This window comes from Brevundimonas nasdae, assembly GCF_016654005.1.
Lineage (GTDB): Bacteria > Pseudomonadota > Alphaproteobacteria > Caulobacterales > Caulobacteraceae > Brevundimonas > Brevundimonas nasdae.
Window position 1 is genome coordinate 204,112 of sequence record NZ_JAEPWN010000004.1, and the last position, 13,925, is coordinate 218,036.

15 protein-coding genes are annotated in these 13,925 nt (G+C 65.5%); 14 read left to right on the plus strand and 1 reads right to left on the minus strand.

Going from position 1 to position 13,925, the window contains the following annotated elements; genetic code table 11:
• The first annotated feature begins 16 nt into the window (after window positions 1-16).
• From JKF87_RS08270 to JKF87_RS08290, 5 genes are all read left to right on the plus strand, one after another.
• On the plus strand, window positions 17-514 hold the full coding sequence (locus tag JKF87_RS08270; RefSeq protein ID WP_201099320.1) for a GNAT family N-acetyltransferase: 498 nt from the start codon (window positions 17-19) through the stop codon (window positions 512-514).
• 87 nt (window positions 515-601) lie between these two features.
• Window positions 602-1,039 (plus strand): transglutaminase-like cysteine peptidase, encoded by a 438-nt coding sequence (locus JKF87_RS08275; protein ID WP_201099322.1) that lies wholly within the window; start codon window positions 602-604, stop codon window positions 1,037-1,039.
• Window positions 1,040-1,090: 51 nt separating this feature from the next.
• Window positions 1,091-1,633: a DUF1285 domain-containing protein gene (locus tag JKF87_RS08280; protein ID WP_201099332.1), complete on the plus strand. Its 543-nt coding sequence runs from the start codon at window positions 1,091-1,093 to the stop codon at window positions 1,631-1,633.
• Window positions 1,630-2,292 carry a CoA pyrophosphatase gene (locus JKF87_RS08285; protein WP_201099333.1) on the plus strand — a complete coding sequence of 221 codons (663 nt, stop codon included), beginning with the start codon at window positions 1,630-1,632 and terminating at the stop codon, window positions 2,290-2,292. Before JKF87_RS08280 ends, JKF87_RS08285 begins: the two co-directional genes overlap by 4 nt.
• A complete protein-coding gene (locus JKF87_RS08290; RefSeq protein ID WP_370874315.1) occupies window positions 2,289-3,491 on the plus strand; it encodes a CCA tRNA nucleotidyltransferase in 1,203 nt (400 codons plus the stop codon). Before JKF87_RS08285 ends, JKF87_RS08290 begins: the two co-directional genes overlap by 4 nt.
• A 202-nt stretch (window positions 3,492-3,693) precedes the next feature.
• Here JKF87_RS08290 and JKF87_RS08295 read toward each other — a convergent pair whose 3' ends face one another.
• Window positions 3,694-4,647 (minus strand): endonuclease/exonuclease/phosphatase family protein, encoded by a 954-nt coding sequence (locus tag JKF87_RS08295; RefSeq protein ID WP_201099341.1) that lies wholly within the window; start codon window positions 4,645-4,647, stop codon window positions 3,694-3,696.
• A gap of 55 nt (window positions 4,648-4,702) precedes the next feature.
• Here JKF87_RS08295 and JKF87_RS08300 point away from each other — a divergent pair, with 55 nt between their 5' ends.
• The 9 genes from JKF87_RS08300 (at window position 4,703) to JKF87_RS08345 (ending at window position 13,917) form a co-directional block, all read left to right on the plus strand.
• Window positions 4,703-5,164, plus strand: a complete 462-nt coding sequence (locus JKF87_RS08300; RefSeq protein WP_201099343.1) for a DUF4112 domain-containing protein — start codon at window positions 4,703-4,705, stop codon at window positions 5,162-5,164.
• Between the two features lie 146 nt (window positions 5,165-5,310).
• Entirely contained in the window at window positions 5,311-6,498 is a 1,188-nt protein-coding gene (locus JKF87_RS18280) for a DUF2793 domain-containing protein (RefSeq protein ID WP_236261212.1), read from the plus strand.
• Entirely contained in the window at window positions 6,464-6,637 is a 174-nt protein-coding gene (locus JKF87_RS08315) for a hypothetical protein (RefSeq protein WP_201099345.1), read from the plus strand. Before JKF87_RS18280 ends, JKF87_RS08315 begins: the two co-directional genes overlap by 35 nt.
• Window positions 6,638-6,873: 236 nt before the next feature.
• Window positions 6,874-7,809, plus strand: coding sequence for a flagellin (locus JKF87_RS08320; RefSeq protein ID WP_201099348.1), 936 nt, complete (start codon window positions 6,874-6,876; stop codon window positions 7,807-7,809).
• 235 nt (window positions 7,810-8,044) lie between these two features.
• On the plus strand, window positions 8,045-8,908 hold the full coding sequence (locus tag JKF87_RS08325) for a flagellin N-terminal helical domain-containing protein (protein ID WP_201099350.1): 864 nt from the start codon (window positions 8,045-8,047) through the stop codon (window positions 8,906-8,908).
• Window positions 8,909-9,012: 104 nt separating this feature from the next.
• Window positions 9,013-9,834, plus strand: a complete 822-nt coding sequence (locus tag JKF87_RS08330) for a flagellin N-terminal helical domain-containing protein (RefSeq protein WP_201099352.1) — start codon at window positions 9,013-9,015, stop codon at window positions 9,832-9,834.
• An 87-nt stretch (window positions 9,835-9,921) separates the two neighbouring features.
• Window positions 9,922-10,200, plus strand: coding sequence for a flagellar protein FlaG (locus JKF87_RS08335; RefSeq protein WP_201099354.1), 279 nt, complete (start codon window positions 9,922-9,924; stop codon window positions 10,198-10,200).
• 143 nt (window positions 10,201-10,343) lie between these two features.
• Window positions 10,344-11,177: a flagellin gene (locus tag JKF87_RS08340; protein ID WP_201099356.1), complete on the plus strand. Its 834-nt coding sequence runs from the start codon at window positions 10,344-10,346 to the stop codon at window positions 11,175-11,177.
• Window positions 11,178-11,238: 61 nt separating this feature from the next.
• Window positions 11,239-13,917: an NHL repeat-containing protein gene (locus JKF87_RS08345; protein ID WP_201099358.1), complete on the plus strand. Its 2,679-nt coding sequence runs from the start codon at window positions 11,239-11,241 to the stop codon at window positions 13,915-13,917.
• Window positions 13,918-13,925 lie beyond the last annotated feature (8 nt).

The window sequence follows — 13,925 nt, forward strand, 5'->3', positions numbered from 1 at the left end:
CCACACCGGAGCGCAGATGTCGCACGCCCTTGCCCTGTCGGCGGCCCGCAGCCGCATTGAAGCCGAGACTGCGGCTGACGCCGAAGGCGTGGAGGCGCTGGTCATGGCCGCCTTCGGGCCGGGCCGTTTCGCCAAGACGGCGGAGCGCCTGCGCGAAGGCTCGCGTGCGGCAGCGGGGTTCGTTGTTCGCGAGAGCGGGCGGATTATCGGCTCGGTGCGTCTGTGGCCGGTGATGGTGGGGGAAACCCACGCGCTGTTCCTGGGGCCGATCGCGGTTGACGCCGCCAGCCGCAGCGACGGCCTGGGCGCTGAACTGGTGCAGGCCTGTGTGGACTATGCCCGGACAGCGGGCATCGGCGGCATTCTTCTGGTCGGAGATCCTCCGTATTTCGGACGGTTCGGCTTTGCGCCCGCGCCGGAGGCCGTTCTGTCGGGACCGGTCGATCGGCGCCGCCTGCTGTGGCTGGGCGTTCAGGTCGAGGCCGTGCGGGGCGCCGTCTCCATCGCCTTCTGAAGCCAGTCTCCCCCAGATTAACCGCCATCCCTAACCCGGATGGATGATACCCGTCCCCGAAGCGCCACCGCACGATGCATCCCCTGAATGGAGGTCGTGATGTTGCGGCGGCGAGGTGCTGGGATTCTGGGAGCGTTCGTGTTTTCGATCGCGATCTGGATGGCCCTTGTCTGCAGCGTACTGGCGGCGACCGGTTCTGAACAGCGCCTGATAGAGCGCGTCAATCAGGCCGTGAATCGTGAAATCAGCTTCCAGTCGGATGATGAGCAATATGGCCGCGATGTTATTGCGGTCGAGCCGTCATCGAAGCGCGGCGACTGTGACGACTATGTTTTCACCAAGCTGGCGCGCCTGTTTCAGGCGGGGTTTCCGGGTGAGCGGATGGCGGTGCTTCGGGTCATCAATGAAAAAGGCGCGCCCCATGCCGTGCTGGTCATCGACGGCGATTGGGTGCTGGACAACCGCTTCGCCTGGATCGAGCACAAGGCGACGCTGGAGCGGTATGGATATCGGTTTCCCATCTGATCCTCGTGAGCGGCGGTGACGAAACGCTCCGGCGCGCCTAAGTCATAGGGCATGACTGAGAAAACCGGATTGGAGGCCGTTGCGGAGGCGGCGAAACAGGCGCCGGGACGCGGACTGCCGCCCGTTCATCTGTGGAACCCGCAGCATTGCGGCGACATCGACATCCTGATCCGTGCGGACGGGGTGTGGATGCACGAGGGATCGCCCATCGGACGTGAGGCGCTGGTGCGGCTGTTCTCGACCGTGCTGAGAAAAGACCCCGACGGCTATCATCTGGTCACGCCGGTCGAGAAGATGCGGATCGAGGTCGAGGACCTGCCGTTCCGTGCGGTGTCGATGCAGCGAGACGGCGACAGTCTGGTCTTCACCACCGATGTCGGTGATCAGGTGCGGGCGGGGCCGGATGATCCCATCGTGGTCGAGACCGACGCGGCGACCGGCGAACCCGCGCCGCGCGTGCATGTTCGGCGCGACCTCTGGGCGCGGATCGCGCGGTCTGTCTTCTATGATCTGGTCGAGACGGCCGATGAGGTCGATGGACGGCTGGTGGTGCGCTCCGGCGGTCAGGCCTTTGATCTGGGGGCGCTGTCGTGAGTCTGGACACCCTGAGAGAGCGGTTGGTCGAGCGTCTGGCGCCGGTTGAGACGTGGCGGCCCGACGCCAAGGGCGTGCGGTCGGATTTCGACCTGAACCCGATGGTCGAGCGGCCGGTGAAGACTTTGCGTCCCGCGGCTGTCCTGATCCCCATCGTGGCGCGGCCCGAGGGGGCGACTGTGCTGCTGACCCGACGGGCCGACACCCTGGCCAGCCATACGGGCCAGATCGCATTTCCGGGCGGTCGTCTGGACCCCGGAGAGAATGCGGTTCACGCCGCCCTGCGCGAGGCCGATGAAGAGGTCGCGCTGAAACGCGACGCGGTCGAGGTTCTGGGCCTGTCCGACACCTATGAGACGGGGACCGGATTTCTGGTGACGCCGGTGATCGGCTGGCTGCGCGAACCGCCGGTGGTGACCCCGTCGCCGGACGAGGTCGCCGAGGTGTTTGAAACGCCCTGGGACTTTCTGATGGACGCCGCCAACCATCGCCGCGACTTTTACGACATGGACGCCGGGCTCAGACGCTGGTTCTGGGCCATGCCGTGGGGCGAACGCTACATCTGGGGCGTGACAGCCAGCATCCTGAAAGGTCTGCACGCGCGGCTGTACGGCGACGAAGCCGAACCGGACGCCGCGGCGGACGAGGACGCGGCGTGACGGTTTCGATGGCGGATCAGCCGTGGCTGACGGCGGCGGCGACGCGGGCCGTGATGAAGGCGCTGGAGGGGGCGGGCGGTCCCGGCTGCGCGCGTTTTGTCGGTGGCTGCGTGCGAAACAGCCTGATGGGGCAGGGCGTCGACGACATCGACATCGCCACGCGGTTGCGGCCCGAACAGACGATTGCGGCCCTGAAGGCGGCGGGCCTGAAGGCCGTGCCGACCGGGGTCGAGCATGGCACGGTGACCGGCGTGTCGGAACGCCAACCCTATGAGATCACGACCCTGCGGCGCGACGTGGAGACCGATGGACGGCGCGCGGTGGTGGCCTTCACCGAGGATTGGGCCGAAGATGCGGCGCGTCGGGATTTCCGGCTGAACGCCCTATACGCCGACGCCGATGGGACGGTGTTCGACCCGACCGGCGGCGGGCTGGAGGACGCGGCGGCGGGGCGGATCGTCTTCGTCGGTGAGGCCGAGACGCGCATTCGCGAAGACTATCTGCGGATCCTGCGGTTCTTCCGGTTTTACGCCTGGTACGGGCAGGGTGCGCCGGACGCGGTCGGGCTGGCGGCCTGCGGGGCGCTGAAGGACGGCATGGGCCAGTTGTCCGCCGAGCGGGTGTCCAGGGAGTTGCTGAAGCTGCTGGCCGCGCCTGATCCGCGCCCGTCCGTCCGGGCGATGCAGGACAGCGGGGTCCTGGCGCAGGTGCTGCCGGACGTGCAGCCGCTGGCGGTGTTCGAGGCCCTGTGCGGGCTGAGCGATGATCCGGTCCTGCGGCTGTCGGCCCTGCTGCCGACGGATGAGGCGGCGGTGGTGCGGATCGCGGGGGCTTTGCGCCTGTCGAATGCTGTGCGCGACAGGCTGGCGGCCATTGTCGCGGACGGACCGACGGTTTCACCGGACATGGGCGAGGTCGCGGCGCGGGCGGCGATCTATCGACTGGGCCAGCGCGCGTTTCAGGATCGGCTGCGTTTGGCGCAAGCCGCCACGGGCGGCGACGGCGAGGCCTTGCGGCAGTTTGCCGAGGCCTGGTCCGCGCCCAGGATGCCGGTCGGCGGGCGCGAGCTGGCGAAGATGGGCGTGAAGCCGGGGCCGGAGACGGGGCGCATCCTCAAGGCGTTTGAGGCGGGCTGGATCGCCGACGACTTCCCCGAGGACGGCCATGAGGACCGCCTGCGGGGGTTGGTCGCGAATTAAGCATTCTATCGACATTTTCAGTATGCCGACCTCCTAATTCGTCATTCCGGGGCTGAGCGGAGCGAAGAACCCGGAACCCAGGGGCGTAGTCGCTTTGCTGAAGGCGTTGGACGCTGGACGCACGCCTCCTGGCTTCCGGGTTCGTCCTTCGGACGTCCCGGAATGACGGTTCGAGGCTGAATTTTGATTAGGTCTAAGCGTCCTATCGCGCCGCGCGGGTGAACTCGGTGATGACCGGGCGGTGATCCGAGCCCGTCGGCTGGCCGATCCGGCGGCTGAGCAGGGCCAGGTCGGGCGAGCGGTAGACCTGGTCGATGTTGATGTTGATGAAGGCGGGGGCCTGGCTGGGCCAGGTGCCGGGCCAGCCGGGCGCGGGGATCAGGCCCATGTCCGCCTGAATCTGTTTGCCGATGCGGGCGCTGGAGACGCTGTTGAAATCGCCTGCGACGATGACCGGATGATCGGGCGCGGCGAGGCGACGCTCGGTCAGGGCCATGACCTGTGTGATCTGGCCCCACTGATATTGATAGGGCCAGGGGCGGGTCAGGTGGACGCCGAAGACATTGAGCGGGCCAAGCGGGGTTTCGACCTCGGCGCCGACGGCCTGAAGCCCGTCCTGCCGGGACGGCAGCTTCTGGGTGATGGGGAAACGCGAAGCGATCACTGAACGCGAGGCGCCGGTGGTCGGGTCCAGGCGGCCGTTGATGGCGCGGTGCGGGTAACCGGCCAGCAGTTCCTCGACATGGGCGGACGGCGCCGCGCCGAACTCGACCAGCACGATGATGTCGGGATCGGCCGCGGCGATGGATCGGCGCATGGCCTGAACATTGGTATTCTCGACCCACAGATTGGCGGAATAGAGCCGGATCACGGGCTGGCCGGGCTGGGGCGCGCCCCTGGTCGGCGTCAACTGCGGCCAGACGGCGACCAGCAGCACCAGCGACGACAGAACCCCGAGGGCGGCGGCCGGCCACAGGCGCACGATCAGGCAGATCAGGGTGAAGACGGCAGCGGCGACCAGCACCGGCGCCGTGAACTGGGCCAGAATGTCCACCCAACGATGGCCGATGCCGGACAGGGCGGCGACGCCGAACCCGGACAGGCCCACAAGGATCGCACTCGCAGCCAGATTGGCCGCCAGTTTCAGCAAGGACATCAAGGATTGCCTTTCGTTGTGAACGCTGATCCGAATGCGGCGTTAGGGACGCGACATGGCCAAGTGCACGATCAGGGATATCGAGAACATCTGGTCCAATGTCGAGGGGATCAAGAAGTTGTCGGACCGCGTGATCGGTTTTGGACCGTTCGGCGTCGGCATGGACGGCCTGCTGACCTGGGTGCCGATCGTGGGCACCGTCTATACGGTCGGCACCGGCGGGTGGCTGATGTGGCAGGGCCTGCGCGCCAAGGCGACGCCTGCGACCCTGGCGCGGATGGCGGCCTATATGGCGGTGGATGCTGCGACCGGAACCGTGCCGATCGCAGGCGACGTGGTGGACACCTTCTTCCCCGGCCAGTTGCTGGCCGCAGGAGCCTTGCAGAAACATATCGAGTCCACCCACTGGGTCGAGGATTCTGAGGCCAACGCCAAGGCCAGCGGCGATCACGCCAGGCATCTGGAGACAGTCCAGGCGGACAAGAAGCTGCGCCGCATCGTCTATCTGCACGACTGAAATAGGTGCGAAAGCGCGGGGCTGCGCGCGCATCTGGTCGAACGATTTCCATGTAAAACAATGGCCTGAATGGCGCATCGGGCAATCTGCGCGCCTGAGTCCGGCCTGGACGCAGACTGATCTCCAACGACAACGGAGATCAGCCAATGAGCGACGACTTCAGCGCGCGTCTGGCCCTGCCTTATCTGGCGGCGGGGCAGATGCAGAAACATGTGACCCTGAATGAGGCCCTGACGCGGCTGGACGCGCTGACGGCGACAGCGGTGGTCAGCGCCACGACAGCGGCCCAGCCGTCTGATGCGGCGGACGGGGCGCTCTACATCCTGCCTGCGGGTGCGACGGGCGCCGCGTGGGCCGGGCGCGCAGCCGGGGCGCTGATGCGGTTCGAGGCGGGGGGCTGGGCGCAGGTCGCCGCGCCCGTCGGTCTGGTCGCGGTGGTTCTGGACACCCAGTCGGTCTTGGTGCGCGCGCCCGGCGAGTGGCGTCCGCTGGGCGGCCTGCTGGGCGAGGTGCAGAACCTGTCGCGTCTGGGCGTCGGCACCACTGCGGATGCGGGCAATCCGGTCGCGGTCAAGGCGGGCAAGATGCTGTTCACCGCGCTGGAGGTCGAGGCGGGCGGCGACGGCGATCTGCGAATGACCCTGAACAAACAGGGCGCGGCGGACGTGTTGTCACTTCTGTTCCAGAGCGGCTGGGGCGGACGGGCGGAACTGGGCCTGGTCGGAGATGATGACTTCAGCCTGAAGGTCAGCGCGGATGGCGGGACATGGACGCGGGCCTTCGCCGTGGATCGCGCGACCGGGCGCGTGGACTTCGACCAGGGCGCGACGCGGCGCGAAACGACCGTCTTCACGGCAAACGGCAGCTATGTCCCGCCCGCCTGGGCGCGTTGGGTTGAGGCGGTGTGCGTCGGCGGCGGGGCGGCGGGCGTTCTCGGGGTCGGGCTGCTGTTGCTGGGCGGGGTGGGGTTCCGCTGGGATCCGTTCAATCACTCCCAGCGGCGGCTGGAGGCGGCGCAGGCTGAGGCCGAGCACGGTCGTCTGGAGGCGGCGGCGCGCAGATTGGAAACCGCCGCTGCAGTCCAACAGACCCGCCGCCTCGATCAGTTTCACCAACAACAGACGGCGACGGCGCGGACGACCGCCATCGCCGTCGAACAGGCCAGGAGCGCCGATGATGTACAAACCCCTCTGGACGCCCGCCGCGCTGAGCGTCTGCGCGGCCATGATCGCGAGCTGTGCCGCCTCGCCCCCGATCTCGACGGTTGCGCCGGTGCGGCTGGTCCTGCCGGAGGCGGCGATGCGGCCCTGCGCCCTGGCGGTGCTGCCGCCTGACCCCACCCTGGGCGATCTGGAGGCAGTCTATGTCGAGCGCGGCGCCCAGATTGTCGCCTGCGACGGCGCGCGTCGTCTGGCGGTGGAGACGCTGGAGGCCGAGCGAAACGCGAATGCGGTGCGCGCGAAGAAGCCCTGATCCGGCAGGCCAAGCTTAGCGGCAAAAACGACTCGGCATTTTCTGCCCCATGCCGGGCGGGAAATGCCGAGCTGGACGCTGAGGTTCTGAGAAATAATCAACAAAATCAGTGATGATGTCGTGAGCAAGGCACGCGTCAGACTGGCCTCGTCCTTGCTCCAGTGGATGCGGAGCAAAATGCTCTCGACCGCCAAAACGGCGTCGAAAAAACACAGAAGTGAAAAAAGACAGCCAAAATGGCTAACAGCATCAACGTGAACGCTGGCGCTCTCATCGCCTTGCAGAACCTGAACGCCACCAACAAGGCGCTCGAGGTCACACAAACGCGCGTCAATACCGGCCTGAAGGTTTCCTCGGCCAAAGATAACGGCGCCATCTTCGCCATCGCCACTGCCCAGCGCGCCGAAATGGGTGCTCAGGATGCGGTGCGCCAGTCCATGCAACGCGGTCAATCCATCCTCGACGTCGGTCTGGCGGCGGGCGATACGGTGACGGCTGCGCTGAATGAACTGAAGGGGATCGCGGTCGCCCTGGCCGACGCCCCCAAGACCTATGACGCGACGGGTAATGTCACGGGGTTGGGCGACAGCGGCAAGAAGCTGGTGGCGGACTTCGAGGCCATCGTGAAGGAAATCCACTCGGCCCTGGCCAACGCCAACTTCGATGGGGGCAATGTCTTCAAGAAGCAGACGACCGACCTGAAGGTCACGACCAATACGGGTGCGGCCAACAACACCTTCACCCTGAAGCTGGCTACGGACGATGCCGGGGCTGACGGTCTGGCCTTCGGCGCGGCTGCAGGAACCGCCGGCGCGGCGGGAACCTTCAATCAGGCCACCGGCGCCTGGGCGGCCAAGGCGAACGCAACGACCGGCACAGCGCCCTCGGCGCTGACTGACTATTCGGTGGCCAATGTCGAGGCTGCGATCACCTCCTTCTCGTCCACGTTGGCGGATTTGGGCACCAAGTCGAAGTCGCTGGATCGTCAACTGACCTTCGTCAACAAGCTGCAGGACTCGATGGAGACCGGCATCGGCAACCTGGTCGACGCCGATCTGGCCAAGGAAAGCGCGCGCCTGACCGCCCTGCAGACCAAGCAGCAACTGGGCGTGCAGGCCCTGTCTATCGCCAACTCGTCCAGCCAGATTCTGCTGAGCCTGTTCCGCAGCTGACCACTGGGTCAAATCTGCCGAGTTCTTTTTGAAAATCTATCGCTTGCGGCAACGGGTCGGCGGATTCCGCCGGCCCGCAAAGGAGGTTCATCGACGATTAACCACGCAGAACAACGATTTGGACACGCTTAAGGTCCAGGTTTACGGCTCGGAATATTCTTCCGACCCACCTGAGCAAAATGCTCCCTTCGGCAAAACGCCGTCGGCCCTCACGAAGTGAAAAAGGACAGCCAAAATGGCTAACAGCATCAATACGAACGGCGGGGCCCTTGTCGCCCTGCAAACTCTGAACGCCACCAACAAGGCGCTGGAGACCACGCAGAACCGGGTCAACACCGGCCTGAAGGTCTCTTCGGCCAAGGACAATGGCGCGATCTTCGCCATCGCCACGTCTCAGCGTGCAGAAATGGGCGCCCAGGACGCGGTGCGTCAGTCGCTGCAACGCGGTCAATCCATCGTCGACGTCGCCTTGGCGGCCGGCGACACGGTGACCAGCGCCCTGAAAGAGTTGAAGGGCCTTGCCGTCAGCATTCAGGACGACGCCGGTGACGGCGCGGGCGGCTTCAGCGAAAACGGCAAGAAGCTGGTCGCGGACTTTGAATCCATCATGAAGGAAGTTCACTCTGCGCTGGGCGGAGCGAAGTTCGATGGCGTCAACCTGTTCGCCGCGAACACGAACGCGATCCAGGTCACGACCAACACCTCCGGTGGCAAATTCGACCTGAAGGCTGCAGCCGGTGCGGCGACTGGCGCCAGCCTGCTTCTGGGCGGAACGGCTGCCAATGACGTCTGGTCGGCAGCAGCGACCGACGCCGCCAAGAAGACCGCCTATACGGCGGCCAACGTCGATACGGCCATCAACAGCTTCGCTTCGACCCTGGCCGACCTGGGCACCAAGTCCAAGTCGCTGGATCGTCAGGCGACCTTCGTCAGCAAGCTGCAGGACTCGCTGGAAACCGGCATCGGCAACCTGGTTGACGCCGATCTGGCTAAGGAAAGCGCGCGCCTGACCGCATTGCAGACCAAGCAGCAGCTGGGTGTGCAGGCGTTGTCGATCGCCAACTCGTCGAGCTCAATCCTGCTCGGCCTGTTCCGTTAACGCCGTGGGCGGGGTGAAAACCCCGTCCGATCACCTTTCCTGAGCAAAATGCTCCCTTCGGCAAAACGCCGTCGGCCCTCACGAAGTGAAAAAGGACAGCCAAAATGGCTAACAGCATCAATACGAACGGCGGGGCCCTTGTCGCCCTGCAAACTCTGAACGCCACCAACAAGGCGCTGGAGACCACGCAGAACCGGGTCAACACCGGCCTGAAGGTCTCTTCGGCCAAGGACAATGGCGCGATCTTCGCCATCGCCACGTCTCAGCGTGCAGAAATGGGCGCCCAGGACGCGGTGCGTCAGTCGCTGCAACGCGGTCAATCCATCGTCGACGTCGCCTTGGCGGCCGGCGACACGGTGACCAGCGCGTTGAACGAACTGAAGGGCCTCGCAGTCGCCATTCAGGATGCGGCTGCGGGCAGCGATACGGCCAACAAGCTGAACGCCGACTTCGACTCCATTGTTAAGGAAATCGGCTCGGCTCTGGGCGGCGCGAAGTTCGACGGCGTCAACCTGTTTAACGCCAACGCGGCGGCGATCCAGGTGACGACGAACACGTCGGGCGGCAAGTTCGACCTGAAGGCGATCACTGCAACTGCAACCGATCCCACCAAGGCGACGGGCGCGGGAGCTTATGATTTCGCCACCCTGACCGACCGTACTGCGGCCAATGTCGATAAGGCCATCAACAGCTTCGCATCGACGCTTGCCGATCTCGGCACTAAGTCGAAGTCGCTGGATCGTCAGATGACCTTCGTCAACAAGCTGCAGGACTCGCTGGAAACCGGCATCGGCAACCTGGTCGACGCCGATCTGGCCAAGGAAAGCGCTCGCCTGACTGCTCTGCAAACCAAGCAGCAGCTGGGTGTGCAGGCGTTGTCGATCGCCAACTCGTCGAGCCAGATTCTGCTCGGCCTGTTCCGCTAAGATGAAAGACTGGGGCGGTCCGCGTGGCCGTCCCAGTCGTTCGTTCCGGCCATGTAGAGGGGCGTGGATTCGTCCGCGCCGGGAGCCATGACAGACAATGCCGCAAGTGTAACGAGCGTACCGCCCATCACCACGCCGCCCGTTCCGGCCCAACCGGCCAATCAGCCGACGCAGGCGCGCAACGACAATAGCGACGCGGGCCGCTACCGTCTGACCATTGAGGCCGTCGGGGGTAATCGGTTCGTTTACAAGGTCCTGGACCGTGTGACGGGCGAGGTGATCCGGCAGTTGCCGCGTGAGGAAGTCGAAAAACTGATCAGCGACCCCGTCTATCGCAGGGGCGAGTTGGTCGACACCAGGGCCTAGACCGCAGGCTGAGGCGATCCGTTTATGAGTCTTATCAACGCCGCCGGCTTGCCGGGGGCGCAATCATGGTTTCCGGGGCGTTAACCATCTGATCACGACTCATGGTTAATGCTGACGCTAACAGAAGTCCGGGGCTCGAAGCCATGACCACCAGCGTCCACACCAACACCTCGGCGCTGATCGCGCTGCAGAACCTGAACCGCACCAACGACCAGTTGGCCGCCACCCAAAGCCGTGTGAACACCGGCCTGAAGGTGCAGGGCGCCAAGGACAACGCCGCTGTCTGGGCCGTCGCCCAGGGTCAGCGGGCGGACAGGGGCTCGCTGGAGGCGGTCACTACCAGCCTGAAACGCGCCACTTCGATTGCGGACGTATCCCTGGCCGCCGGGGAGCAGATTTCGGATCTGCTGATCGAGCTGAAGCAGAAGGCCACGGCCGCTGCGGACGAAAGCGCGACCCTGGCGATGCGCACGTCCTACAATGATGAGTTCCAGGCGCTGTTGAAGTCGATCAAGTCGTTTGCGGACAACGCCGTGTTTGATGGCGTCAACATCCTCAACGGCGTCGAAACCGATCCGATCAACTTCCTGGCCAGCGCGGATGGAGCCGAGACCATCGCCATGAAGCGTCAGGACATGAGCCTGACCGGCCTGGGCCTGGGCGGAACGCCGGGCCCTGATCTGCTGGACAAGGCCAAGGCCGATGCGGCCCTGACGGCGATCAACACGGCGATCGCCACGAGCTCGGCCAATCTGGCGGAGCTGGGCGCGCAGGCCAAGCAGATCGAACGCCACACCACCTATGTCAGCAAGCTGTCCGACGCGCTGGAAGTCGGCATCGGCAATCTGGTGGACGCGGACCTGCCCAAGGAAAGCGCGCGTTTGCAGGCCCTGCAGGTCCAGCAGCAGCTGGGCGTTCAGGCCCTGTCGATCGCCAACCAGGCGCCGCAGATCATACTGTCGCTCTTCAAGGGCTGAGGACGCGGCTTAAGGGTTCGTTATCGCGGACTGCGGCACTGTAGAAAAGCGGAGCCGTGTGATGATCAACAACAGCTATCTGCTGGGTCTGTATGGCGCGACGAATCCCTATTCGTCCGGCGGACCCGCTCTGCCCAAACCCAAGACGCAGCCGACCGCGCCGTGGGCGTCGTCGGCTGCGACGACAAAGCCCAGCGAGATGGTGCGCGCCGCCCTGGCCGGGCGTCGTCTGATCAACGAATCCGCCGTCAGCCTGGATATGGCGGGCGCATCGGCGGATTACCGCAAGCTGTTCGCCCTCTATCAGGGCCTGAACAGCCTCAGCGCCCTGGCCGACCGAGCCGGCGCCAAGGGCCTGACCAATCTGGAGGCCGACCAGCTTTCCCGCCGCTTTTCCGAAGGCCTGGCCGAGCTTTCGACCTATATGTCGACGGCGGCGTTCTCGGACGTGCGTCTGGTCCAGGGCATCTCGCAGACGACGGTGAAGACCGGGGCCGCGATCGAAAAAGACCCCACCACCTATGTGACCCAGCCCATCCATGACGGCGCCCTGAGCGATCCGGTAAAGGCGTTTGAGGGGGACGTGCGGTTCGCGATCGGCGTGAAGTCCGGCTCAAGCACCAAGACCATCGCCATCGACCTGTCCGAGATGGGCGACACGCCCCGGACGATGGAAAATGTTGTCGATTACATCAACACCCAACTGAGCGACGCCGGGGTCCAGACCCGCATGGCGCGCGAACTGATCCCAGCCCAGCCCAAGGTCATCAAGGCGGGCGACAAGAGCATCACCCTTCCGGCGGGGCCGGATCAATGGGCGCTGAAGGTGCGGGGCGGCACGGGCGAGACGGTCAGTTTTCAGGCCGTGGACACGTCCGACGCCGTCTATGTGACCCAGGGCGTCGGCACGAATAAAACCGCCCAACTTCTGAAGTTCCAGGTGGACGGCGGCGCTGCGCCTGCGGCCCAGCCGGGCGTCAACGGCTCGTTCTGGGTCGATGGACGGGTAGGGCAGACCAATCTTCCCGCAGGCGTCGACGCCATTCGCGCCAGTGCGGTCGGTCCGGACGGGTCGTTGTGGGTGGTGGCGGACCTGACGTCCGGCGGAACCAACCAGCCGATCAAGGGCGCCCGAGACGTGGCCCTGATGAAGTTCGATTCGGCGGGAAACCTGCTGCAGACCAGTCTGCTGGGGGCGGCGTCCTCGGCCAACGGCTATTCCATCGCCGTGGCGGACGATGGGCGTGTGGCGGTGGCGGGATCCGTCATTGGCGCGCTGGAGCCGGGCAAGAGCGGGGATTCGGCCAAGACCGCCGACAGTTTCGTCACTGTGTTCGACAGCACCGGCAAGGAGATGTGGACCCAGCGACGCGGGGCCAAGGCCGCCGACGAAGCGAGCCAGGTCAGTTTCGGCCCTGACGGCGTGGTCTATGTCGCCGGTCGGTCGCAGTCGGCCATGCCGGGGACGACGGCGATCGGGGGGTGGGACTCCTATCTCCAGACCTTCAAGGAACAGAAGACCTCGGTCATCGGGCCGGTTACGGGCGTCAGCCTGTCGACGCTGCAGTTCGGTTCGACGGGCGATGATTCCGTCCAGGCCATGACCACGTCAGGCTCCAACATCTACACCGCCGGGGTTGAGAGCGGGCGTATTGTCGTGCGTCAGTTCACACTGGACGCCGCAGGCGTGCCGACGCTGGCCGCCACACGCGACCTGGGACGGGCCAACGGTCAGATCTCGGGCATCGCCGTCGAGAACGGCAAGGTGGTTCTGGCGGGGCAGACGGACAACCCGGCGCTGGACATCGGCACGGTCACCAACGCCCATGCAGGCGGCACGGACGTCTTTGTCGCCACGCTGTCGCTGGACCTTCAGGCCTCTGGCGACGACCGGCTGACCTATTTCGGCAGTGACGGAAACGACACCGCTGCGGATGTGGTGGTCAAGGACGGCAAGATCTGGATCACCGGCGCCCACCGCGACGCAGGCGCGGGCAAGACCGATCCGACCAGGGCCTATCTGGCGCGGCTGGATCTGGAGACGGGTGCGGTCGAGTACAATCAGACCTGGCGCGGCGACAATGATCAGGCGACGCCCAGCACCATCAGCATTGTATCCGGCGGCGCCAGCGTTCTGGATCGGCTGGGCCTGCCGCAGGGCGAGGTCATGCAGTCCGAATCCAAGCTGCTGACCGTCGCGACCTCGGCGCGGGCCGGGGATCAGTTCACCATCACGCCAGCGGGCGGCGGCCGGGCGGTGACGGTGACCATCGACGACAAGGACACGCTGGACACCCTGGCCAAGAAGATCACCAACGCGTCGAACCGCCAGCTGAAGGTCACAGTCATCACCGATTCCAAGGTGAACCCGCCGGTGCAGCGGCTGCAGATCGTTGCGGCGGACAACAAGGAGGGGGCGGTGATCTCGGCGGGGGCGGCGGGCAAGGACGCGCTGGCGGCGCTGGGCCTGACGCCCGGCTTCGTCGGCAAGACGGGTGACAAGTCGGCCAAGACCTATGGCCTAAACCTGTCCAACACCCTGAACCTGAATGATCCGGCCAGCATCAAGGCGGCCATCGACAGTCTGGCGTCCGCCATGACTATCGTGCGTTCGGCCTACAGGTCGCTGGGGCCGCAGACATCCACCAGCAACACCATAACGGGCAAAGGCTCCTCCACCGCCTACCAGCAGGCGCAGCAGGCCAGTTATCAGGCGGCGTTGAACCGTCTGCTGGCCTAAAGCCGGTT

What these genes read in the sequence shown, in the direction of transcription:
- JKF87_RS08270 (WP_201099320.1), top strand. Translation starts at nt 17, where the DNA reads ATGTCGCACGCCCTTGCCCTGTCGGCGGCCCGCAGCCGCATTGAAGCC.
- JKF87_RS08275 (WP_201099322.1), top strand. Translation starts at nt 602, where the DNA reads ATGGAGGTCGTGATGTTGCGGCGGCGAGGTGCTGGGATTCTGGGAGCG.
- JKF87_RS08280 (WP_201099332.1), top strand. Translation starts at nt 1,091, where the DNA reads ATGACTGAGAAAACCGGATTGGAGGCCGTTGCGGAGGCGGCGAAACAG.
- JKF87_RS08295 (WP_201099341.1), bottom strand. Translation starts at nt 4,647, where the DNA reads ATGTCCTTGCTGAAACTGGCGGCCAATCTGGCTGCGAGTGCGATCCTT.
- JKF87_RS08300 (WP_201099343.1), top strand. Translation starts at nt 4,703, where the DNA reads ATGGCCAAGTGCACGATCAGGGATATCGAGAACATCTGGTCCAATGTC.
- JKF87_RS18280 (WP_236261212.1), top strand. Translation starts at nt 5,311, where the DNA reads ATGAGCGACGACTTCAGCGCGCGTCTGGCCCTGCCTTATCTGGCGGCG.
- JKF87_RS08315 (WP_201099345.1), top strand. Translation starts at nt 6,464, where the DNA reads ATGCGGCCCTGCGCCCTGGCGGTGCTGCCGCCTGACCCCACCCTGGGC.
- JKF87_RS08320 (WP_201099348.1), top strand. Translation starts at nt 6,874, where the DNA reads ATGGCTAACAGCATCAACGTGAACGCTGGCGCTCTCATCGCCTTGCAG.
- JKF87_RS08325 (WP_201099350.1), top strand. Translation starts at nt 8,045, where the DNA reads ATGGCTAACAGCATCAATACGAACGGCGGGGCCCTTGTCGCCCTGCAA.
- JKF87_RS08330 (WP_201099352.1), top strand. Translation starts at nt 9,013, where the DNA reads ATGGCTAACAGCATCAATACGAACGGCGGGGCCCTTGTCGCCCTGCAA.
- JKF87_RS08335 (WP_201099354.1), top strand. Translation starts at nt 9,922, where the DNA reads ATGACAGACAATGCCGCAAGTGTAACGAGCGTACCGCCCATCACCACG.
- JKF87_RS08340 (WP_201099356.1), top strand. Translation starts at nt 10,344, where the DNA reads ATGACCACCAGCGTCCACACCAACACCTCGGCGCTGATCGCGCTGCAG.
- JKF87_RS08345 (WP_201099358.1), top strand. Translation starts at nt 11,239, where the DNA reads ATGATCAACAACAGCTATCTGCTGGGTCTGTATGGCGCGACGAATCCC.